This window comes from Clostridioides sp. LIBA-7602 (assembly GCF_056688945.1).
On sequence record NZ_CP196991.1, the window covers coordinates 699,911 to 722,521 of the forward strand.

The 22,611-nt window shown below is 29.2% G+C and carries 22 protein-coding genes and 1 pseudogene; 18 read left to right on the top strand and 5 right to left on the bottom strand.

Annotated features, from left to right (window positions below; all coding sequences use genetic code 11):
- The first annotated feature begins 31 nt into the window (after positions 1-31).
- From ACTG45_RS03575 to ACTG45_RS03615, 9 genes are all read left to right on the top strand, one after another.
- Positions 32-439: a DUF2178 domain-containing protein gene (locus ACTG45_RS03575; RefSeq protein ID WP_021383304.1), complete on the top strand. Its 408-nt coding sequence runs from the start codon at positions 32-34 to the stop codon at positions 437-439.
- On the top strand, positions 440-652 hold the full coding sequence (locus ACTG45_RS03580) for a helix-turn-helix transcriptional regulator (RefSeq protein WP_079746906.1): 213 nt from the start codon (positions 440-442) through the stop codon (positions 650-652). It abuts the gene before it with no gap.
- 239 nt (positions 653-891) lie between these two features.
- Positions 892-1,197, top strand: a complete 306-nt coding sequence (locus tag ACTG45_RS03585; protein ID WP_479918167.1) for a hypothetical protein — start codon at positions 892-894, stop codon at positions 1,195-1,197.
- Positions 1,198-1,502: 305 nt separating this feature from the next.
- Positions 1,503-2,186 carry a TetR/AcrR family transcriptional regulator gene (locus ACTG45_RS03590; RefSeq protein WP_479918168.1) on the top strand — a complete coding sequence of 228 codons (684 nt, stop codon included), beginning with the start codon at positions 1,503-1,505 and terminating at the stop codon, positions 2,184-2,186.
- Between the two features lie 387 nt (positions 2,187-2,573).
- Entirely contained in the window at positions 2,574-3,032 is a 459-nt protein-coding gene (locus tag ACTG45_RS03595) for a hypothetical protein (RefSeq protein WP_479918169.1), read from the top strand.
- Between the two features lie 651 nt (positions 3,033-3,683).
- Entirely contained in the window at positions 3,684-4,868 is a 1,185-nt protein-coding gene (locus ACTG45_RS03600) for a cation diffusion facilitator family transporter (protein WP_021383336.1), read from the top strand.
- 289 nt (positions 4,869-5,157) lie between these two features.
- Complete coding sequence (locus ACTG45_RS03605) at positions 5,158-6,516, top strand: MATE family efflux transporter (protein WP_021383313.1); 1,359 nt, start codon at positions 5,158-5,160, stop codon at positions 6,514-6,516.
- 293 nt (positions 6,517-6,809) lie between these two features.
- Positions 6,810-7,511 (top strand): Fic family protein, encoded by a 702-nt coding sequence (locus ACTG45_RS03610; protein WP_021383308.1) that lies wholly within the window; start codon positions 6,810-6,812, stop codon positions 7,509-7,511.
- A gap of 237 nt (positions 7,512-7,748) precedes the next feature.
- Entirely contained in the window at positions 7,749-7,919 is a 171-nt protein-coding gene (locus ACTG45_RS03615; protein ID WP_021383332.1) for a hypothetical protein, read from the top strand.
- A 29-nt stretch (positions 7,920-7,948) separates the two neighbouring features.
- Here ACTG45_RS03615 and ACTG45_RS03620 read toward each other — a convergent pair.
- The 3 genes and pseudogenes from ACTG45_RS03620 to ACTG45_RS03630 all read right to left on the bottom strand — a co-directional run.
- Positions 7,949-8,167: pseudogene (locus ACTG45_RS03620) on the bottom strand (CPBP family intramembrane glutamic endopeptidase); the annotation flags it as partial.
- A 12-nt stretch (positions 8,168-8,179) separates the two neighbouring features.
- Entirely contained in the window at positions 8,180-8,767 is a 588-nt protein-coding gene (locus tag ACTG45_RS03625) for a hypothetical protein (RefSeq protein ID WP_021383329.1), read from the bottom strand.
- Between the two features lie 131 nt (positions 8,768-8,898).
- Complete coding sequence (locus ACTG45_RS03630; RefSeq protein WP_021383321.1) at positions 8,899-9,375, bottom strand: GNAT family N-acetyltransferase; 477 nt, start codon at positions 9,373-9,375, stop codon at positions 8,899-8,901.
- Between the two features lie 819 nt (positions 9,376-10,194).
- Between ACTG45_RS03630 and ACTG45_RS03635 the strand changes: the two genes are divergently transcribed.
- From ACTG45_RS03635 to ACTG45_RS03650, 4 genes are all read left to right on the top strand, one after another.
- Positions 10,195-10,845 (top strand): GntR family transcriptional regulator, encoded by a 651-nt coding sequence (locus ACTG45_RS03635; RefSeq protein ID WP_479918170.1) that lies wholly within the window; start codon positions 10,195-10,197, stop codon positions 10,843-10,845.
- Positions 10,846-11,006: 161 nt separating this feature from the next.
- Positions 11,007-13,043 carry an alpha/beta hydrolase family protein gene (locus tag ACTG45_RS03640; protein ID WP_021383325.1) on the top strand — a complete coding sequence of 679 codons (2,037 nt, stop codon included), beginning with the start codon at positions 11,007-11,009 and terminating at the stop codon, positions 13,041-13,043.
- Between the two features lie 381 nt (positions 13,044-13,424).
- On the top strand, positions 13,425-15,380 hold the full coding sequence (locus ACTG45_RS03645) for an alpha/beta hydrolase family protein (protein WP_479919834.1): 1,956 nt from the start codon (positions 13,425-13,427) through the stop codon (positions 15,378-15,380).
- A 12-nt stretch (positions 15,381-15,392) separates the two neighbouring features.
- Positions 15,393-16,583, top strand: coding sequence for a hypothetical protein (locus tag ACTG45_RS03650; protein ID WP_021383339.1), 1,191 nt, complete (start codon positions 15,393-15,395; stop codon positions 16,581-16,583).
- Between the two features lie 230 nt (positions 16,584-16,813).
- Here the strand turns inward: ACTG45_RS03650 and ACTG45_RS03655 are convergent, their stop codons facing one another.
- Together ACTG45_RS03655 and ACTG45_RS03660 are read right to left on the bottom strand one after the other, a co-directional pair.
- Positions 16,814-17,326 carry a DEAD/DEAH box helicase family protein gene (locus ACTG45_RS03655; protein ID WP_479919835.1) on the bottom strand — a complete coding sequence of 171 codons (513 nt, stop codon included), beginning with the start codon at positions 17,324-17,326 and terminating at the stop codon, positions 16,814-16,816.
- Positions 17,327-17,329: 3 nt separating this feature from the next.
- Positions 17,330-17,926, bottom strand: a complete 597-nt coding sequence (locus ACTG45_RS03660; protein WP_479919836.1) for a GNAT family N-acetyltransferase — start codon at positions 17,924-17,926, stop codon at positions 17,330-17,332.
- Between the two features lie 460 nt (positions 17,927-18,386).
- Between ACTG45_RS03660 and ACTG45_RS03665 the strand changes: the two genes are divergently transcribed.
- The 5 genes from ACTG45_RS03665 to ACTG45_RS03685 all read left to right on the top strand — a co-directional run bounded on the left by ACTG45_RS03665 (position 18,387) and on the right by ACTG45_RS03685 (position 22,297).
- Positions 18,387-19,565 (top strand): iron-containing alcohol dehydrogenase, encoded by a 1,179-nt coding sequence (locus ACTG45_RS03665; RefSeq protein WP_479919837.1) that lies wholly within the window; start codon positions 18,387-18,389, stop codon positions 19,563-19,565.
- A gap of 13 nt (positions 19,566-19,578) precedes the next feature.
- Positions 19,579-20,298, top strand: a complete 720-nt coding sequence (locus ACTG45_RS03670) for a flavodoxin (RefSeq protein ID WP_479919838.1) — start codon at positions 19,579-19,581, stop codon at positions 20,296-20,298.
- A gap of 35 nt (positions 20,299-20,333) precedes the next feature.
- Positions 20,334-20,876: a flavodoxin family protein gene (locus tag ACTG45_RS03675; protein ID WP_479919839.1), complete on the top strand. Its 543-nt coding sequence runs from the start codon at positions 20,334-20,336 to the stop codon at positions 20,874-20,876.
- Positions 20,877-20,969: 93 nt separating this feature from the next.
- Positions 20,970-21,566 (top strand): cyclophilin-like fold protein, encoded by a 597-nt coding sequence (locus ACTG45_RS03680; RefSeq protein WP_479919840.1) that lies wholly within the window; start codon positions 20,970-20,972, stop codon positions 21,564-21,566.
- A gap of 29 nt (positions 21,567-21,595) precedes the next feature.
- Positions 21,596-22,297: a DUF4405 domain-containing protein gene (locus tag ACTG45_RS03685; RefSeq protein WP_479919841.1), complete on the top strand. Its 702-nt coding sequence runs from the start codon at positions 21,596-21,598 to the stop codon at positions 22,295-22,297.
- Positions 22,298-22,611 lie beyond the last annotated feature (314 nt).

Genomic DNA, 22,611 nt, shown 5'->3' on the forward strand with positions numbered 1-22,611 from the left:
AATATATAACTTTTTTAAGGGGTGATTTTATATGTCTAAACAACAAATTGGTATTAAATCAACACTTATTTCAGAAACAATAGCAGTTGCCTATTGTCTTGGAGCAACGTTGGTAAACAAGTATTTTTTTAAAGGAAGTAATATTGAGTATATTCCTATAATTATTTGGGTAGTAGCTGTAGTATGTCAATGGATTTATGACCAAAAGAATGATGATTTGGTCGATGAAGCATCTAAATACATACTATCAAGAGTTAATGGGATTGCGATAAAAGTATTGTTTTATTCTATGGTTATAATCTCTGTATCCCTTGCAACACTGGATATAAATGTATCGAATTTAAATTTAGGGATGTTTTTATTAGTTATTTTGTTTATTCAATCTTTGTTAAAGTTATTTTTATTTATATATTTTGATAGAAAGGGGATATACAATTAGGTGTCAGTATCGTTAAAGACAAAAATTAAATACTATAGAGAAAAGCATCTTATGACACAAGGCGAACTTGCAAAGTCAGTAGGGGTAAGACGTGAAACTATCGTACATTTAGAAAATGGTCGTTATAATCCTTCTTTAAAATTGGCAATGGATATTGCTAAGATATTTAATACAACTGTGGAAGAGCTATTTGAGTTTGTTGAAGGAGAATAGTATTTAAATTTTGCAGGTTGCTTGTACATTAGAAAATGAACGGTTTTATAAAGTTGAAAATCTGTATTAAGATTCATATGACAATTAGAGAAGTTTTGCTACAAGAAATTGGATAAAATAAAATATAAATTTAATTTTAAATATACTTCCAAAATTATCTAGTCACATATATAATATAATTATAAAAATAATGAATATTTTTATAGTAGTAGTTAATTTTCTAATAAGGAGGATGTAAAATGCCTAGTATGATTATGGAAGTTGTAGGAGTATTGTTTATAGCTATTGGATTAATTTTGACATTCATTGAGATAAAGGGAAATTTACCTTCTTTTTATGGATTTGGTCAAAATGCTGTAAGAAAAAATGCTGTAGGTATTCTAGCAGCAGGAGTGGCTTTAATTTTCTTTAGAAATGGCATAGAGAGCATAGATTCTATAGCCACTTATGGCATGTTTTTAGCTATAGAACTTGTTGTAATAGTTGCATATTTCTTAATAAGAAGAAAATTTGTTAAAGAAGATAAACATTTAAGAGTTAATTAACTAAATTATCTACTATAAAAATTGGAAGATTAAAAACATGTAAAGTTTTGTTTTTGGTTATTTCAAATCCAAATTTGATTATTTTTAGAGAAACTATGTTCTGTATAAAACTAGAATGTGGTTTCTTTTTTATGTATAATATAATTTTTAGAAATGAAAGTTATAATATATTCTATAGGATAAAATATACTAGACAACATGCGAATTCTTATGTCTAAACTCCTAAGAATCTTGACAAGAATGTTAAGATAAGAGATAATGAATTCATTCACTGGATATAAGATTAATTTAAAAGGAGTATTATTATGGCTAAAACAAAAAAGATAATAGATAGTAATATAAATCATGAAGAAATAAATAATAAACAACGTACACGAATATCAAAAGAACCTCAAGAGAGAAAGCAAGAAATAATTGAAACTGCTTTAGAATTATTTTCTGAAAAAGGGTTTGAAAATACAACTATTCAAGACATAGCAGAAAAAATGAATGTTTCGCAAGGGCTATGTTATCGCTATTTTAAATCTAAAATAGAAATATTTGCCGCTACTTCAGAATACTATGCAATGAAGGCTGTGGAGCAAATACAAATCCCTATATCAGAGGATTTACCTGCAATTGATAAGTTGAATACTATCATAAAACGTATGTTTGAATATGAAATGAAGCACCATGAATTTGAAGCAAGGTATAATGAAAATTCTGAGATAAGGGCAAGTAGACTAGACAATGTTGCTAAGCAACTGGTTGATGTTATGATTCCAATTATAGAGCAGGGTGTAAGAGAAAACGTATTTCACTGTACAAATGTGACTCTTGATACTAAGTTTTTGGTGTTTGGTATTATCCATACTTTTCATGAAGAGATGCCAAACGAAAATATTAAAGAGTATATAGTATCCTTCCTTAACTTCATGAAAGATGCGTTTATCTGTACCTTAAAAATTGAAGATATAGATAAGATTGGTGAGGGATGGATTAATTTGTAGACCCTTATATTTTAGTTATAAGTTATAATTAAGTAGTGTGAAATATTGATAAATTATTTGCTTAGGAGTATATTTTAAGATAAAAAAATGACTTTACTATATGAGTATGCTACAATACAACCAAATCGGAATTTGGAAAAAGATACTATAATTGTAACGATATTTTTGCTATAAAATCAAATATAGTCAGAGTATATTCTTACTAAATTTTACACTTGAGCAAGTTATTTTAAATAAGTAGGATGTACAAAACTAATAGAGAAAGTTTTTAAAGTCTGTTTTATTAATAAAATAAATATTAGGATAGATAAAGATATTTTTAGATTTTATACAGTTCAAATTTTTAAAAATAATTTAGATTTATTCTAATGGAAGGGTAAGTATAATATGAAATTACATAAAAAGATACAGCTTTTGTTTTTGATGTTTTTATTTACTATAATGTTAACTTCTTGTTCTGGCTCTTCAATGTCATATACATTTGAGGTTGAAACTGGTGATAAGATAAAGGTAAGATTAGACACCTCGGATGGATATTCATTGACACAGAAAGATGGAAAGTTTACTGTGAAAAAGGGCGATGAAGAGGTATTACAAGGAATATTTACTACAAAAGAGGGTTATGAAAAGTATCAAAGTATAAAGACTGATAAAGGAGTAAAGGTTCTTGAAGATAAAGAGAAAGATGAAAATAAGTATTTCTTTTATGAATTTGAGGGTGAAGCAGGTACAGAAAATAACTTTGTTCTTTGGGTCAAAGACTCAAATACAGGTGTAGTAATAGGTAGCTTGTCTGGAGAAAAAGAGGCAAAGTCTGCGTTTGAAAGGTTAACAATTACATTATAATAAGAGTTATAATCAAATGTTAATCATCAAAATCTAAAATTCCGATTTTTAAAGGGGCTATCTCAGAATAGAGATAAGCCTCTTTTTCGTTGTTGAAATGATAAAAATATATTTGATTTAATACAAAAAAGAGTGCCTCATTAACTAAACAGTTCATTTTGAGACACTCTCTTTTTTAGTTTAATTTAGTAGTTAAGAGTTATAAGATTAACTGTTTCATTGTATCTAATTTAATCATCTGTATTTTATTTTAAAACAGTAACTATTTTTTTATTTAAATTTTATATTTTTCATTTAGTCGTTATATCTATGAGATTGCCTACTGTTTTATGCCTATTTAAGTGTTTTAAAGATGTATAATCAAACATTTACCCTGTATCTATTTGAGCCATTTAATAAATAAAAAAGTGATATAAAATATCTTTGTGAGTGAATTTATTCATTCCTTGTTGACAAATTAAAAAAATTGATTTATTATTGAACTACATTAATGAATGAATTTATTCACTGAATTGAATAGTTGGTTAGTTGATTAATGAAAAAAGTTATTAATCGTGCAAAATAAATAATTATTTGGTTAATGAAAAAAAGTTATTCATCATGTAAAATGACTAATCAAAAAAACACATGTAAAGAAAGGTAGGAGTATAAATGATATCATTATTAGCTAGATTGTGTATAAAAGATAAAGAAAATATATCATCTCCAATAGTGCGTCAGGCTTATGCAAAGCTTTGTAGCAGTGTAGGCATATTCTTAAATATTCTATTGTTTATGGTTAAATTATTGTGTGGAACTGTAAGTGGCTCAACAGCAATTATTACAGATGGATTCAACAATTTAGCTGATGCAGGTACTTCTTTTGCTTCATTCATAGGCTTTTGTATTGCAGGGATTGGGGCAGGTGAAAATCATATCTTTGGTCATGGAAGATATGAATGGTTTATGGGAGTTTTGTATTCAATTGCTGTAATTATTATGGGAAGCACATTAGCTCGAAATTCAGTTGTATCAATCATTTCACCTAAAAGTATAGAATTCAGTTTTACAATTCTTTTTATTCTTATTTGCTCTATAATCGTTAAGCTATATATGTTTTTTTACAATAAAAAAATCGCAAAGAAAATTGATTCTACTGCAATGAAAGCAACAGCCATAGACTGTATCAGTGATATGGTTGCAACAACAGCAATAGTAATATCTTTACTTACAGAGTATTTTACAGGATGGGCGATTGATGGCTGGTGTGGATTATTGGTATCTGTATTTATCATTGTTTCAGGTATGAAATCTATGTTTGAGATAGGAGGAAGATTATTAGGAAAATCTCCAGATAAAGAAATGGTAGATGAAATAACTAAAATAGCAATGCAGTATGAGGAAGTACAAGGGATAAATGACTTGATTATCCATGATTATGGGCTTGGTCATTTTGTAATTTCAATGCACATTGAAGGCAAAGAGGGTATAGGCAGTAGCGTTTTAAATGATGTTGCGAATGAAATCTCTTATAGACTTTATATTGATATGGGATGTAATGCTACCATACAGACAGATTTTTTAGTTACAGACCAAATTATAGTTGATGAGATATTTAAAAGAGCTACAAAAGAAATACATAAAATTGATTCATATGCCACAATAAATGACTTGCGTATAATCAAGTCTGGTCTGCATACAAATGTGATTTTAGTAATTGCAGGGTCAAATAAACTTCAAAAGATTGAAAGTGAAATTAGAAAAGTAATGGAGAAGGCTGTTGCTCCAGTGGATGGGAGCTATCATGTAATGATTAGACTTGTTATTTCACGTAAGAATAAGAAAACTTACATTTAAAGTATCCTTTAGAATAAGAAGGCTTATATATGAGTTTAATTAGAGAATTTTATTATTATCGCTTTTATATGAATGTTTACTTAGATTAAAAAAGAATTGTATAAGTTAGCTTAAAAAAGAATTGTATAAGTTAGATTAAATAAGGATTGTATAAGTTAGCTTAAATAAGAATTGTATAAGTTAGAATAAATAAGAATTGTGTAAGTTAGCTTAAATAAGAATTGTGTAAGTTAAATCAAATGATAGTTATATAAACTACATAAAAGAACATTTAGAAGGAGGATTTATCATGGATAACGAACAACGTATAAAACTACTTAAAGAGACACCTATAAAAAAACTTTTATTAAAAATGGGAATCCCAACAATGATTGGTATGCTAGTTACAGGATTCTATAATTTAGTAGATGCTTATTTTGTTGGGGGGCTTGGTACTAGTCAGATGGGAGCTGTTTCAATTGCATTCCCACTTGGACAAGTAATCGTCGGGATAGCACTATTATTTGGTGGAGGAGTATCATCATACTTGTCCAGATTATTAGGAGAAGGAAATAATTCACAAGCTAATCATGCAGCATCAACTGCACTGTATTCAAGTATATTTATTGGTATAATCTCAATTGTATTGATTGAGTGTTTCATTGACAAAATCATATTTGCACTAGGAGCTACAGATACCATTTTTCCATATGCAAAACAGTATGCAGTGATTTATGTAGCAAGTTCAATTTTTAATGTATTCAATGTAACTATGAACAATATAGCAACCAGTGAGGGGTCAACCAAAATATCTATGATAAGCATGTTATTAGGAGCAGGATTAAACTTGGTATTAGCACCTATTTGTATATATGGATTAGATATGGGTATCTCAGGTGCAGCAGTTGCAACTGCCATAGCACAGGCAATAACTAGTTTAATGTATGTAGTTTATCTATTAATGAAAAAAAGTATTTTCAATTTTTCTATAAGGGAGTTTAGATTTGAACGTGAAATTTACTTACAAATACTTAAAGTAGGGATACCAACTCTTGTATTTCAGATTTTAACAAGTGTAGCTATAGGGCTTACCAATAAAGGTGCTCAAGGTTATGGAGATTCAGCAATAGCAGCTATGGGAATTGTTACACGTATAATGTCAATGGGTTCTTATGCAGTGTTTGGTTTTGAAAAAGGATTTCAACCAATAGCTGGATATAGTTATGGAGCTAAGCAATATATGAGATTAAACGAGGCTATAAGTACTACTTTAAAGTGGACAACTACTTTTTGTTTATTGATGTCATTAGTTTTAATTATATTTCCAGAACCTATTATATCTTTGTTTTCAACCAATGATAATTCTGTAATAGAAATTGGTACATTTGCTCTTAGAATAAGTAGTGTAATGTTTATTTTCTTTGGATTTGGTACAGTTTATTCTATACTATTTCTTGCACTTGGGAAAGCAAAAGAAGGTGCTTTTCTTAGTGTAAGTAGACAAGGGTTGTTTTTTATACCGACTATATTATTGTTGCCATCAATTATGGGGATTAATGGCGTGATTTTTGCTCAACCGATTGCTGATTTGTTTATGGTTATATCTGCTGCAATTCTGGCAGTGAAATTGAAGAAAGAGATAAGAGCTTTGTCAGTAGAAAGAATATAGAATATTGCGATGAGATGTTGTGTAAAGTGATATAATAAGAGGGATATGAGTTATGAAATTTGCTGTATATATTTATTAGTAAATTGAGTAGAAAATGGAGGGGTATTGAAAGTAAATATGGGTGGAATAAGTGGATAATCATTAAATAAGTTATAAAATGATAGACCATTCTTATAAATTATGACTATAATAAAATTCCAAACTGCTCATAAATTCTAATCTTGTATACCTCAAAATAACTATTATAAAATTACATAATGATTTAAAAATATCAAAATAATTGAGGTGATAACATGAACAATACATTTTTAGATAAATTGCTTGAGACAAAAGAACTTAAAAACTCACTTTATAGTGTATTAAAACATCATTTCCTTTATCATTCCAATAAGATAGAGGGTAGTACTTTTACTACAGAGGCACTAGCACTTTTGCTTGATAAGAATGTCGTTACAGGAAGACATACCTTAGATGACGTACAAGAAACTGTTAATTCTAGCTATGCATTTGACGCAATAATTGATTCATTGAAAGAAAAAATAACACATAGTTTCTTAAGAAATTTACATTCAAGTTTAATGTTTAATACAACTTTACATTCTAGAGGGATGGCTGGTATATATAAAACTATACCAAATATGATACTAGGAACTGATGTAAATATAGCACAGCCATTTGAAGTAGAACCAAAGCTTGATGAGTTAATTGAATGGTACTACAATCAAAATGAAATAACTATTAAAGTTATAGCTGAATTCCATTATAGATTTGAATTGATACATCCATTTCAAGATGGTAATGGTCGCATAGGTAGATTCGTTATGTTAAAACAGATGCTAGAAAATAATCTTCCTATAAAAATTGTATCTTGGGATAGTGAAGATTTATATAGAAGTTCCTTAAATTCATGTAGCATAGGGAATTATGAACCTTTGATTGAATATCTATCAAGTTTAGAAGATTTTAGAGAAGCATATAAAATATTATGGAAATAGTTGTTTATAGTAAAAAATGATGACTTTTTATATAATTATATTTTTCTTAAGAAATTTAACATTAAGTTCTTAGACATTCTTATCATGAAATATGCCCCCCTCTTAGTAGACATTAAAATATATAAAACTGTCTAAAGCTAAGAGGGTTTTGCTATGTTCAAAACTAAGGTATAATCAGAGCAAAAATTTAAAGCAATCGAATCATATTTAAAAAATGAGAATACAGTAATAAAAATAATGGAAAAATTAAATATCGGAAAAAGCATATTTATAGACTATTTAGAACTTTCATCAGGGTTATTAGTTTTGTACTCTTTAGTAAATAAGAATGGCAAAAACAATATAGCATCAACTACAATACTCCAAAATAGTGATTCTAATGTAAATATAGATTCGTTACCTCCTTGAAGTATAACATAAACATTGTTATTTACTAAGTGGATTAATATTGGTGCCCAAAGGTTTTTGGTCTTCAGATAAGTATATCCTAAAAATATTCCTATAAAGGTACAATATGATATATGGGAAATAACACAATAAAATGGAGTTTCCGGACTGTACAAAGTAATACAAAGGGGCAAATGCCAAATTCCCCATATAAAACCTAAAACTATTACACCAAATTTTTTTCCATAAATCTTTTGTAGTCTAGGTTGAAGAAAGTATCTTCATCCAAATTCTTCTCCAAAAAATAAATTAAAACCCAAACATAAATTTATAATTATATTTACAAATGCTATAAGAAATTTATTGATAATATCAATTGATAAATTTTCATTACTAATAATAATTCTAACTATAATTAATATCAAGAATATTAATATCACACTTAAAACCTTTTTAAAATTTTTACCTAAAGATAAATTTAAAACTTCAAATTGAGATTCATTGTAAAGAACAACAGCTAGAAGATAAAAAGATGTTAATGTATCTATTGTTGCAGAAATAATACTGTTATTAATTAAAAATATTTCAGCTATAGGTATTACTATTCTCACAACTGTAACTATAGCAAAAAACTTTAAAAATTTATCCACTGTTGAATTAAACTTATAATTAGAAACTCTTTTTAGGACAACAATAGCAGAAAATGCAGGAATATACATAAATAATAATGAAAAGTTTGATATAAATTCGCTATTATTTGGTTTTGATACTGATAAAAATAAAAATATAGATATAAAAGCAATTAGTAAAAAGTTTATTAATAAAAAATAATTTATTTCTTTTTTTATTAATTTAATATCATTTGACATATTAATTCTCCTTATCTTAAACTTTATAATTATATATATAGTAGCAGATTTCACCTAGAAATAAAAATATATAATGAATTTAAAAGAATTTGTTAGATATTCAGTATCTTAGAGTTGTAAAAATAGGTCACTTAATTTTGAAACTCTTGATACCTCATAACAAAAAATTCTCCATCCCCTAAGTACGTTTTTTGTATCTTAGTCTCAACTATTTTAAATCCTTGAGACTCATAACATTTTACAGCTCTCGTATTCCAGGTTCTTACTTCTAATACAATAGGTTTAGTACTATATTTATTTCTACATTCTTCTAAGCCTAAACTAATTATTGCTTTACCAATTCCCATTCCACAATAATCTGGCTTTATACCAATGCCAAAGAATACAGAGCTTCCTTTATCTAATAAGTTTATAAAACCTATCAATTCTTTATTGTCATCTATAAAACTTATAAAATTTTTTCTTTTATCTTCTTTTGTTAGTGAGAAATTATTCTTTTTAATCTCATCCCATGAAGGTAGATTGTATATTGAATATTCCCCTTCATATTTCCAATTAGTAACTTCTATAGCATGTTCTTCTGTAAATATAGCTTTATTTAGTTTCATATATCCTCCTAATTTCAAAGCAAATTTTAATATTTATGTATCTATTTTTCTTTTGTATGTAGACTTAAAGTAGAGTATAATCATAACTTACAAGTTTTTATTATAAAAAATTTTCATCAGAAAATCAAATAAAAATATTAAAATGAGCAAAGACTTATTTAAGTGTAATTTTAGATTTAGGTTATAGAAACATAGTCTCATATCATCCTTTCTTTTTATTCACCATTATTTCTATATATTTCTTATCTGAACCATTTAAAATTGGAACAGGAAATGCTATTAAATTTGAAGACCCATTTGGAAACAGATTAGGAATAACTGATTATATAAAGTAAAATAAATTTGAGTGATTATTAATGTACATATAAAACAAATACAAACTCTCCCTTAAATGAAATGGACTAAGATAAATACATAATAAAAAATGATAATGCTATTAATAAACTAATAACTACAAATTCTATTAATAAAACGATAAAAATCATAAATATAAAACTTATATAGTATAAGATTTAAAATATATTAACAGTAATCTGAATATATTAAAAATCCAAATTAAAAATAGAAATGTAAGACAACTTAACTATTATTATACTTTTTTACTATTATCCAAAGAAGTGAAAAAATAAAAAATTTTAAATTTAAAATTTTTTATTTTTTATTTATTGCGGAAAGAATAAAAAGATGCTATACTTTTTGTAACATATTATTCCAGTTATTAAGACATAATAAGCTTTTATAGTTTAATTTGTCTAATGATATTTTAAAAATTATGGTTTTATTATAATATGGCAAAAGAATAGAAATAAGGTGATAGTAGTGAAAGTAAAATCAAATTTAGATGAAATTTTATATCATAAGATTATTGAAAGTCTTATTCGTGGCGAATACTCTGTAGGTCAAAAAATATTACTAAATGACCTTTGTGAAAAATTTGAAGTAAGCAGAACACCAGTAGTACAAGCAGTAAAAATGTTAAATAAAGATGGTGTGCTTACTATTATGACAAATGGTAAAGTATATGTACCAGAGTATGAATACGATATGGTAAAGCAAGTTTGTGAAACAAGAACACTGATTGAAACATATGCTCTAGAAAAAATGATGCAAGAGGAAGAAGAGGTATTCCAACAAAAGCTAGAAGTGATAAAAAGATATTCTGATAAATGTGAAGAGTTCTATAAACAAGAAAAATCTGTAGAACTTGCACTTACAGATTTAAAATTACATAAAGCTATTGTTGAAGGTGCTAATAATGAGATTTTAAATGATGTATATGTTGGTATACAAGGAAGATTTGTAGTAGTAAATTATCTGATACGCCCATTAAAAAATCGTAACTACGAAGGAACAGTGCAAGACCATTTTGAAATATTGAAATTTATTGAAAGCAGAGATACAAAAAAAGCAGTGGAGAAATTAAGAAATCATATTCAAGGAACTATTAAACGATTCTGTGAAGATGAATAATGTATTTCGAGGTTTCTATATATTTATATAGTGTAAATCAGAAATATTACAGGGAAGCCATAAGGCTTCCTAAAAAAATAGCCTTTATAAAATTTTTTATTTTAAATTTAAAATTTTTTATTTTAAATTTAAAATAAAAAATGAAAGAGGTGGTAGGGAGTTTGAATAAAATTATTACAGAAAGGATAGAAAAGACTATGAAGAAGCTATTTACAAGTGAAACATTTTTGGAATATCAATTTGTGAGTGATTGCCAGTTGTCACCAGATGGAGGCTATACAGCATTAGTTGTAAAAAAAGCTGATATCAAAGAGAATGGTTACACAAGCCAAATTTATGTGTTAGACAATAAGAGTGGTGAACTAAAACAAATAACATCTATAAACTCTGTAGGAGCATATGCTTGGGAAGATGAAAATACTATTGTGTTTCCTGCTTTAAGAAATGAAAAAGTAAAAGAAGCTATCAAAAATGGTAAGCAATGTATGAGTTATTACACTTTATACTTACATGGCGGAGAAGCAGAAGAACTTTTTACACTCCCTATCAAAGGTGGAAAATTAAATCCTATAGGAAAAGGTTTGTATGCAGTTATTGATTCTTATGATAATGACAGACCTGTTGTGGAAGGATTGTCAGAAGAAGAGCAACAGAAAAAAATAAATGCTTATAATAAAAGACACTATGAGCATTTCAAAGAAATTCCTTATGCTGTCAATGGTGAAGGATATATCAGTAGAAAAAGAAAACGTCTATACTTATACAACAGCAACACAAAAGATTTAAAACCAATTACAGCACCTATGTTTAATGTTGTAGGTATGAAAATAAGTGATGGCAAAATCTTATATGTAGGTCAAGAGTTTGAAGATGTAAAAGGTCTAAAAAATGGCGTTTATGTATTTGATACAAATACTAATGAGAATGTTTGTATCTTAGAAAAAGATAAGTATATTGTAAAAGGTTTTGAATTATATAAAAATCAAGCAATACTAAATTTAACTGATGCTTTATCTTATGGGAATGGAGAAAATGGAGATTTTTATACAATAGATATTGATACAAAAGAAATGAAGTTACTTTCAGAACATCAGCATCATTGTATTGGAAATACAGTAACATCTGATATTAAAATAGGTGCTGGTCAGACAACAAAAGTAGATGGTGAATATATTTATTATACTTCTACAGTAAATATGGATTGCATTATTGAAAGAATACATATTCCAACAGGAAGACAGGAAAAAGTTACACAAACAGGTTCAGTTGACTTTATAGATGTGAAAGATGGAAACATTGTATGTATAGGCTGTTCAGAAAACGGATTACCTGAAGTTTATACAGTAGAAAATGGAGCATTGTGTAAGAAAACACATTTAAATGACCATATTTTAGATGAATATAAAATTTCTGTACCAGAATATATCGAGTCAAAAGGAAGTGCTGACTGGGAAATACAAGGATATGTATACAAACCAGTAGATTATAAGGTAGGGGAAAAATATCCAGCTATATTAGCGATTCATGGTGGACCAAGACTAACATATGGACCATATTTTATGCATGAGATACAGGTATTTGCAAGTCAAGGTTACTTTGTTTTCTTCTGTAATCCAAGGGGCTCTGAAGGTCGTGGCAATGATTTTGCAGATATTAGAAAACAGTTTGGGGATATTGATTATATAGATTTTATGGAATTTACAGATACAGTACTTGAAAAATACACAGACATTGATGAAACAAAACTAGCTGTGGAAGGTGGAAGTTATGGTGGATTTATGACAAATTGGATTATTGGTCATACAAACCGTTTTGCTGCTGCTTGTGCTCAACGTTCTATTGCAAACTGGAGTGGTATGGAAGGTACAACAGATATTGGTTATTATTTCTGCAAAGGACAAACAGGTGCTTCTCACATGGAAGACCACGAATTGCAATGGAAACAATCTCCTTTAGCCTATGCCGATAAGTGTGTTACCCCAACTTTATTTTTACATGGTGAAAAAGATTACAGATGCTATATGCAAGAAGCATTCCAAATGTTTTCTGCATTAAAAATTCATGGATGCCCTACAAAACTTTGTCTCTTTGAAGGCGAAAATCACGAGTTATCTCGCTCAGGTAGACCAAAACAAAAACTACAAAGACTAGTTGAAATGATGGATTGGTTTTCAATGTACATAAAAGAAGAAAAGTAATGTGTATTAATAAAAGACAATAGTGTGCATTAAGGAAAGTTCACTAATATGTATAGTGAAAGATAATAATGTACATTAAGGAAAGTCAATAATATGTATAGTGAAGATAATAATGTACATTAAGGAAAGTCAATAATATGTATAGTGAAAGATAATAATGTACATTAAGGAAAGTCAATAATATGTATAGTGAAAGATAATAATGTACATTAAGGAAAGTTCAATAATATGTATAGTGAAAGATAATAATGTACATTAAGGAAAGTCAATAATACGTATAGGGAAAGATAATAATGTGAATTAAAAAATACTCCTATATAAATATAGTAACTAAAAAAAATAATACAGAAAAAAGGAAAATAAAGAAAGGAGAATACAAAAATGGAAAAACTAAAGATTGAAAGTTCAGATATTTTTGAATATATATTTCCACATGATATTTCTTGTTCACCTGATGGAAAACATATTGCTTATATTATATCAAATATCAATGAGGAAAAAGACTGCTATGAACATGACTTATATGCTATGGATACTAAAACAGAAAAACAAATACATATGACACAAACAAAAGATGTAACATCATTTAGCTGGATTTCTAATACAGAACTTCTTTTTACATCTAAAAGAGATAAACCCAAGGCAGGTACAACAGATTTTTACACTATTTCTATAAAAGGAGGAGAAGCAAAAAAAGCATTTTCTATTCCAAAAGCCTGTAGTGTACCTATATCACTTGGAAATAAATTGTGGCTATTTACAACAAAAAATCCAACAGATGCTAAAAAAATAGAACCAGACAGAGCAGTAGAAGGAGTAGATTATTGGACATTTACAGATAAACCTTTTATAAGAGATGGGGAAAATTTCTCTCAAAGAAGACGTGTAACATTGGAATTGTATCAAGAAGGAGAAAAAGAAACAAAAGCCATTACACCAAAATATTGTGAGGTAGCAGGTATAGATGTTTCTCCTGATAAGAAAAGAATTTTATATTCTGGTCAGATTTATGAAGATTGTGCAACACCTTTCTCTGGTCTTTGGGAATACCATGTAGATAGTGGCGAAACAAGAGAACTTATACCACAAGGAAAATATCAAATCAGCTTAGTTAAATATATTGGTGAAGATAGAGTAATGTTACAAGCTTCTATATTGGACCGTTCTATTACACAAAATCATGATATTTTTATGCTTGACTTGAATACTGGTGAAATGAATATGATTGCTAGTCCAGACGGCATGTATGCTACATTACTGGACGTAGATGCAGTATATGGTGGTGGACGTAGTAATAAAGTTATAGGAGATAAGTTTATTGGAGCAAGGATTTGTAGAACTATGACAGAGTTTGATGAGTTTGACACAAAAACAGGTAATATACGTATCATCACAAAAGTGGATGCTTTTACATCTTTTGATATTTACGACAACACTATGTACACAGTCATGTTGAAAGATTATGAATTGGCAGAAATATATAGCATTGATATTGCTACAGGTGCAATGAAAAAAATGACTTCTTTCTCTAAACCATACTTGGATAGTCATAAGGTTTCACTACCTGAGAAATTGACATTTGTAGCAAAGAATAAAGAAGAAGTTGATGGTTTTGTTATACCACCTATAGATGCCAAAGAAGGTGAAAAATATCCTGCTGTATTGTTCATTCATGGTGGACCTAAATGGGCATATGGTTATATGTTTACGCACTTAAAGCAATGTGTAACCGCAAAAGGAATGTATGTTATTTATTGTAATCCTCATGGTGGTGATGGTTATGGCGAAGAATTCTTGGAAATGGTAGAAAGATGGGGATATGTTGATTATGACCATATTATGGAATTTGTAGATACTTGCATTGAGAAATATCCTGGAATTGATGCAGACCGCTTAGGTGTTGCAGGTGGAAGTTATGGTGGTTATATGACAAACTGGATAATTGGTCATACAGACCGTTTCAAAGCAGTTGCTTCTCAAAGAGGTATTAGCAACTTGATTACAGCTTCCTTAATTATTGACTTTGGTGATAGAATTATGAAGCAAACTTGTGGAGATAAGACACCTTGGAATCATGAGGAAGTTCTTTGGAACCATTCTCCAATTAAATATGTAAAAAATGTAAAGACACCAACTTTATTCTTGCACAGTGATAGGGATTATAGATGTTTTATGGGAGATACTTTCCAGATGTTCACTGCATTAAAACAGCTTGGTGTAGATACGGAAATGTATTTGTTCCACGGAGATACACATGGATTGTCTAGAAACGGAAGACCATCTAATAGAGTTGTACGTGCCAATGCCATTGTAGATTGGTTTGAAAGATATTTATAAGGGGGTTATTCTATGAGTGATATGTTATTATGGTTTAGTGTCGTATTAGTTTTATTTGCCATTGGGGATTTGATTGCAAGTAAAACAAAAGCAAAGGTTTCAGCTGTATTTGTGACATTACTTTTATTTTTGATTCTGTTTGTTACAAAGGTAATACCAGGGGATATTATTGAAAGAGCAGGTATGACAGCAGCTGCAAGTTGGAGTGTTCCAATGATTATGTTTAGTATGGGAACGATGTTGAATGTTAGACAGTTTATAGATGAATGGAGAACTGTGTTGACAGCATGGCTTGGAATTGTGGCAGTTATAGTTTGTGTTTCACTTTGTATTCCTTTGTTTGGAAAAGCAACAGTGTTGACAAGTATACCAGTTATAAATGGGGCATTACCTGCTACTACTATTATGACACAAGCAGCATTAGAAAAAGGATTGACACTTGCGGCGGCTACAGCAACAGTTGTATTTGCAATCCAAAAGTTTGTTGGTACACCAATTGCCTCTAGAGCTGCATTACAGGAAGCAAACCGTCTTTTAGTGGAATATCATGAAGCAAAAGCAAAGGGGATTGATTTAGCCAATGTCGATAATGATAAGAAAGAAGCAGAGGGAACAGGAGAAAAAGTAAAGCAAGTATTCTGTGAGAAGTATGATAAATATTATTCTACAAATGTTTGTATATTTTTTATAGCTATATTTTCTTATTTGGGATATGAGCTTTCAGAGGTTATCCATGTGAATTATTCTATTGTATGTCTTATAGTTGGTGTGCTTGTAACTCGTATTGGTATTGTGCCAAAAGATATTTTAGAAAAAGGGAAAATCAAAGGTTTTATCAACATGGTTGTATTTGCAGCTGTTATTCCTTCTTTAGCAAAAGTTTCTTTGGGAGATTTAATTAGTCTGTTTGTACCAATTGTAGGTATGTTCGCAGTTTCTATTATTGGGATATTCCTTGTGATGAAGGTACTTCCAGGTTGGAAAATCATTGGTTCTAAGCCTCTTGCTTTTGGAGTAGGATTCTGTCAGATGTTGGGATTCCCAACTACATATTTGATTTCAAATGAAGTGTGTAATGCTATTGGAGAAACGGAAGAAGAAAAAGCATATTTGATGTCTAAAATAATGCCTAAGTTAGTAGTTGGTGGTATGGCTTGCATGATTTCCATTGTAGTGGCTGGTATTATGGTACCTATGTTGTAGATGGGTTTTGTAATTAAAAAGAAAATGAGGGAATTAAATATTGGGATGTAAATAAATTTTATATTTGGTTAGTTCGTGATAAGTAATTAGCTAGTCTATGATAAATACTTACTTAGTTTGTGACAATAAGAATGTCTCTTTTTAAGGAAAAACGGTATAACATCTTCTTTATGTTATACCGCTTTTCCTTTTTCATTTCGTTATATTTTAAAATTAATAAGAACATAATCTTAAAAACTAATATCCACAGTATATTCATCTTCTATTAAGACATAGTCACAGTCATACTTTTTACACATTTGTAGATTTTTAGTATTTTCTTCAATAGTAGATTCCATTGTGCAGAATGAATCATCCAATCGACTTTCAATGGCATTTGCATATTTTTTAATATCTGAAAAATGTTTTTCTATATAATTCTTAGTCATAATAAGGCAATAATACTGAATTTCTTTTATATACTTACTATCAAAATTTTTTTTCCAATCAAATGGAATATAACATCCCTCAACTACAAGATTCTGATTATTTTCGATAGCTGTTTTTATAATTTCTTTAACGATAGACCATAGATAGGGTACAAGCTCTTCATCATCTTCTGGTATTAACTTAGTATTTCCACTTCGTATAAGTCCCATTTTTAATAGGTCAATAGATAGATATGTATATTTGTATTTTTCTAATATTTTCTGTGCAAATAAAGTTTTTCCAGTATGAAAAGCACCCGCAATTAAAATAATCATAATTTAAACACCTCTCTCAACAAAGTGAACCGTTGAATTATCCCAGTACTTTTTATATACCCTATCATTTTTACCATCAAGATTCAGTTGATACATTCTAAATGTAACTAATATGTCTTTTGGTTGCCATTGTTCTTTATAAGAATACTGATAGCTCATCCCTAATTGCTTCATTACATTACCGCTACGTGGATTTTTAATATCATGTGTAGCAGTAATATAAGGGATACTATCTCTTTTTAATTGTTCGACAACTGCTTTACTTGCTTCAGTCACAATACCTTTGTGCCAAAATTCTTTACACAGTCCGTAACCAAAATCATAATTGTCGTCCATACTTACATTGACATAACCTATTGGTATATTGCCGTTTTTTAAGCAAATAGCATAGTTATATCCATTAGACTTTTTATATGCTTCTACATACTTTTTTTCAAAAAACACCTTTGTTTCTTCTAGTGATTTAAGGGGAAACCATGGCAAATAAGTATTTACATCTTTATCACTGTAAATTGTGAACAAAGCTTCTATGTCATTCTCAGTAAACCTTCCTAATATGAGTCTTTCTGTTTTTAGTTCAGGAGTATTTTTAAATATCATATTCCTTATTCTCCTTTAAAAATTAAAATTTATTAGCGAACTCCTTGTAATAGATTATACTACGATTTCATGTCCTAGTCATTTTTCCAGCTTTGATTAGGTTACTTTTATGTCATGATTCATCAAAAGTGAAAGGGTGATAAAGTGAGTGATAATTAAACAGAAATAAAAGATATGCCTATAAAGCATAATAATAGATTTAATATAGGTATTTGATATTTGAATAGCCAGATTCTATAATGTAGTTGAAAGGGATGATACTATAATTGATAAACAAAATCAATATAGTTTTATTATCTAAAATTTAAAATGAGCATATTCTATCATCAAATTATAAGTATATGCTCCTTAAATTATAGATATGTGTTTCTTAGGAAAATTAATAAAAATCAAAGACTTTGTTACTTGATTTTTAACACCGAAAATAAAAATTAAAATACAAAAAGGAAAGGTGAATAAAATGAATACTAACTTTAATTTTTTTATACCAACACGTGTAAAATTTGGCTGTGGGCAACTAAATCAACTCCATAGTGAGAGTTTACCTGGGAAAAAAGCATTACTTGTCATTTCAAATGGAAAATCTACACATACTAGTGGAGCTCTTAATCGAACACAAGAACAGCTTAAAATTGCTGGAGTAGAATTTGTATTGTTTGATGAAGTACAGGCAAATCCTATTAAATCTACTATTATGGAAGGCGCTAAAATAGCACGTGACAATAATTGTGATTTTATAATTGCTTTAGGCGGTGGTAGTGTAATGGATGCCTCAAAAGCAATGGCTGCAATGGCCACAAATGATGGAGATATATGGGATTATATATTTGGTGGTACAGGTGGAGAAAAACTGCTTGTAAAAAATCCTCTTCCACTTGTATGTATTACAACTACTGCTGGAACTGGTTCAGAAGTTGACCAATGGGGAGTTATTACCAATGATAAAACAAATGAGAAGATAGGTTTTGGTGGAGATGATAGACTTTTTCCTGTATTAGCAATTGTAGACCCTGAGCTTATGACAACTGTACCTTCAGAGTATACTGCATATCAAGGTTTTGATGCACTATTTCATTCAACAGAAGTCTATATTAGCAAATTTGCGAATCCTATGAGTGACATGATTGCTTTAACTGCTATCGAAAATATTGCAAACTATCTTGCTCGTGCAGTGAAAGATGGAAAAGATATAAAAGCAAGAGAACATGTTGCTTTTGCTAATACCTTATCTGGTCAAGCAATGGTAATCACCAGCACTACAGCCAAACATTCAATGGAACATGCTATGAGTGCATATCATCAGAATCTTCCTCATGGAGCAGGTTTAATTATGATATCAAAAGCATTTTATGAATTTTTTATTGATAAACATGCCTGTGATGAAAGATTTATACGAATGGCACAGGCTATGGGGATGAAGAATGCCTCAAAGCCAGAAGATTTCATCACAACATTAGTAGACTTACAAAAAGCATGTGGTGTTGATAACTTGAAGATGAGTGATTATGGGATTGTTTATGAAGAACTTGATGTTTTAGCAAGAAATGCTCGTGATACTATGGGTGGTCTATTCCTTGCAAATCCTTGTGAAATGAGTCATGAAGAATGTGTTGCAATTTTTGAAAAAGCATACGATTAAGGAGTGATATATAATGATAAAATATTACAAAAAGCTGGTAGGTGTGGTTCTTTGCTCTACATTGATATTCTTTCTTGTTGCATGTGAAAAACAACAAGAATCAGAATCTGCTCAAAGTAAAACATCTGAAATGAGTGAATCATTAAAACCTGATAGTGAAGCAATAAAAATAGAAGATGCACGTATCTTAGTTGCTTATTTTTCTCGTATTGGGAACTCAGATACTCCAAATGAAACAGAAGTTGTATCCTCTGCAAGTGTAAATATTAGAAACAATGTAATTGAAGGAAATACTGAAATTGTTGCAAAGATGATTCAAAGTAAAACTGGTGGTGATATATCTCTTATAGAGATGGAAAATAAATATCCATCTGATTATAGTATTATTGAAACTCAAGGGCGTGATGAACGAAATGATAACATTCGTCCAAAACTTTCAACTAATAGAAGTGATATAGACTCTTATGACATAATTTTTATTGGATATCCTAACTGGTGGGGTGACATGCCAATGGCAGTGTATAGCTTTTTAGAAGAGTATGATTTTTCAAATAAAATTATCATACCATTTTGTACTAGTGGTGGTAGTGGATTTTCAAACAGTATTGAGAACATCAGAAAAGAACAGCCACAAGCAACAATTAAAGATGGTCTAGCTATTAGTCAAACACTTCCAGATGGTACAGAAGATGAGATAAACACATGGTTGTCTAATCTTGGATTAACAAAATAAATTTATAATAAGTAATTGAAAAGGGGAATAAAATTATGGGAAAAAATGTTTGTATAATATCTACTAGTCCACGAAAAAATGGGAACTCTGAAGAACTAGCAGATGAATTTGCAAGAGGGGCAAGAGAAGAAGGTAATAAAGTGGAAAAGATTACTCTATATGATAAAAACATTCAGTTTTGTACTGGATGTCTTGCTTGCCAAACAACATGTAAATGTGTACTAAAAGATGATGCAAATGACATTATTAAAAAGATGTGTAATTCTGATGTACTTGTATTTGCTAGTCCAATATATTTTTATGAGATGACTGGACAGATGAAAACACTTTTGGATAGAACAAATCCAATTTTTCCAGCTGAGTATGCTTTTAGTGATATTTATCTACTTGCAACAGCAGCAGATGTTAATGAAAGTGCCATGGATGGTGCACTTAAAGGGTTGCAGGGATGGATTGACTGTTTTGAAAAAGCAAGATTGGCTGGTGTAGTAAGAGGGACTGGCTTAGACCAAATTGGTGCAATTAAAAATGATGCAAATATACTGAAAAAGGCTTACGAAATGGGGAAATCTATTTAATAAAACTAACATATAAGAAAATAAATTGTTGAAAAACATGAACCTCATTGATTGACAAACGAGACTTACTTATAGATAAAAGGAGGATTTTGTATGCGTAAAATAAGAAAATGGATTATATTTTTAGCTATATTAACTAGTAGCTTTGTTTTATCAGCATGTAACAATACATCATCAGCTAAAACAAAGGCAGATGATTTAAATGCTCTATCTCAAGTTCCAAATAATCAAAGTACAAATGCCACTGATAAAATAAATACTACTAATAAAGTAAATGCTACTAATAAAGTAAATACTACTAATAAAGCAAGTAGTCCTGATAAAATAAATGAACATGAAATCCGTATTAAGTTAACATTTGATGATAAAGAAGCAATTGCTGTGCTTAAAAATAATCCAACTACACAAAGTTTGATTGTTCAGCTTCCAATAACCGTTTCCTTCGATGACTTTGCAGGTGCAGAAAAAATTGCCTATACTCCAACAGAACTTTCTCAAAAAGAAGCACCTAGTGGCTATAACCCAGATGTTGGAGATATTACATGTTATGGTCCTTGGGGCAATCTAGCAATATATTACAAAGACCAGCCTTATGCCAATGGATTGATTCCTATGGGGCATTTTGAATCTGGGTTAGAAGATTTGAGTAATATGGGCAAAGGAGTTAGAGTTACTATAGAAAAGATGTAAAGTTATATACTTTAAAGGAGTGCTTAAATATGTCCCCAAAAAGAACCTTGCAAATCCTTCTTGATGTTGGAATGATTGGAATGTTACCAATTATAATGGCATATGAACTGGTGGGTGAGTCTACACATGAATGGCTAGGATTGGTGATATTTATTATATTCATTCTGCATAATATTTTAAATTATAGATGGTATAAAAATATACTAAAAGGTAGGTATTCATGTACTAGAATTATCTTACTGATAGTAAATATTCTATTACTTGTTTGTATGGTATGTTTAATGCTCAGTGGAATAATTCTATCAAATCATGTTTTTGTTTTTCTACCAATACATAATGGGATATCATTAGCTAGAATAGTACATTTACTTGCTTCTTATTGGGGATTTGTGTTGATGTCAATACATCTTGGTCTTCACTGGAGAATCATGATAAATACTGTAAGTAGTGTGTTTTATATTAAAAATTCAAAAGTCAGAGTTTGGATTTTGCGAATCATTTCTACTGTGGTAGTTGTTTATGGTGTTTATGCATTTGTACAGCAAAACATTATAGATTATATATTTCTTGTTAATCAGTTTGTATTCTTTGATAAAGAACGCCCAATAATTTTATTTTTCATTGATTATTTGTCAATTATGGGGATGATTGTGTGTATTGTGAGCTGTATTTCAAATTATTTTCAAAAAATCACCTTATTAAGACAGAAATCTAAGGAGTTATATAAATGAATCAACATGCATATAAATTAAAAAAACATTAGTCATATGGCTAATGTTTTTTATTAATTAAATTTTATTAATTAAATAATATTCTGTGCTTTATAAATAATCATCTATAATGTAGTGTAATCTTTTTTCATATTCTTTTAATGTACTTTTAGTTTTAATAATATAAATACGAGAGTAAATCAAAGAATAATAAGAAAAAATAAAAGTAGTTGTAAAGCTTGTAATCACTTACTTCTATACTAATTACTATACCACAAAATAACAAAAAAATCAAGTCGAGTAATCCCTCAACTTAAGTGATATACTAGGTATTA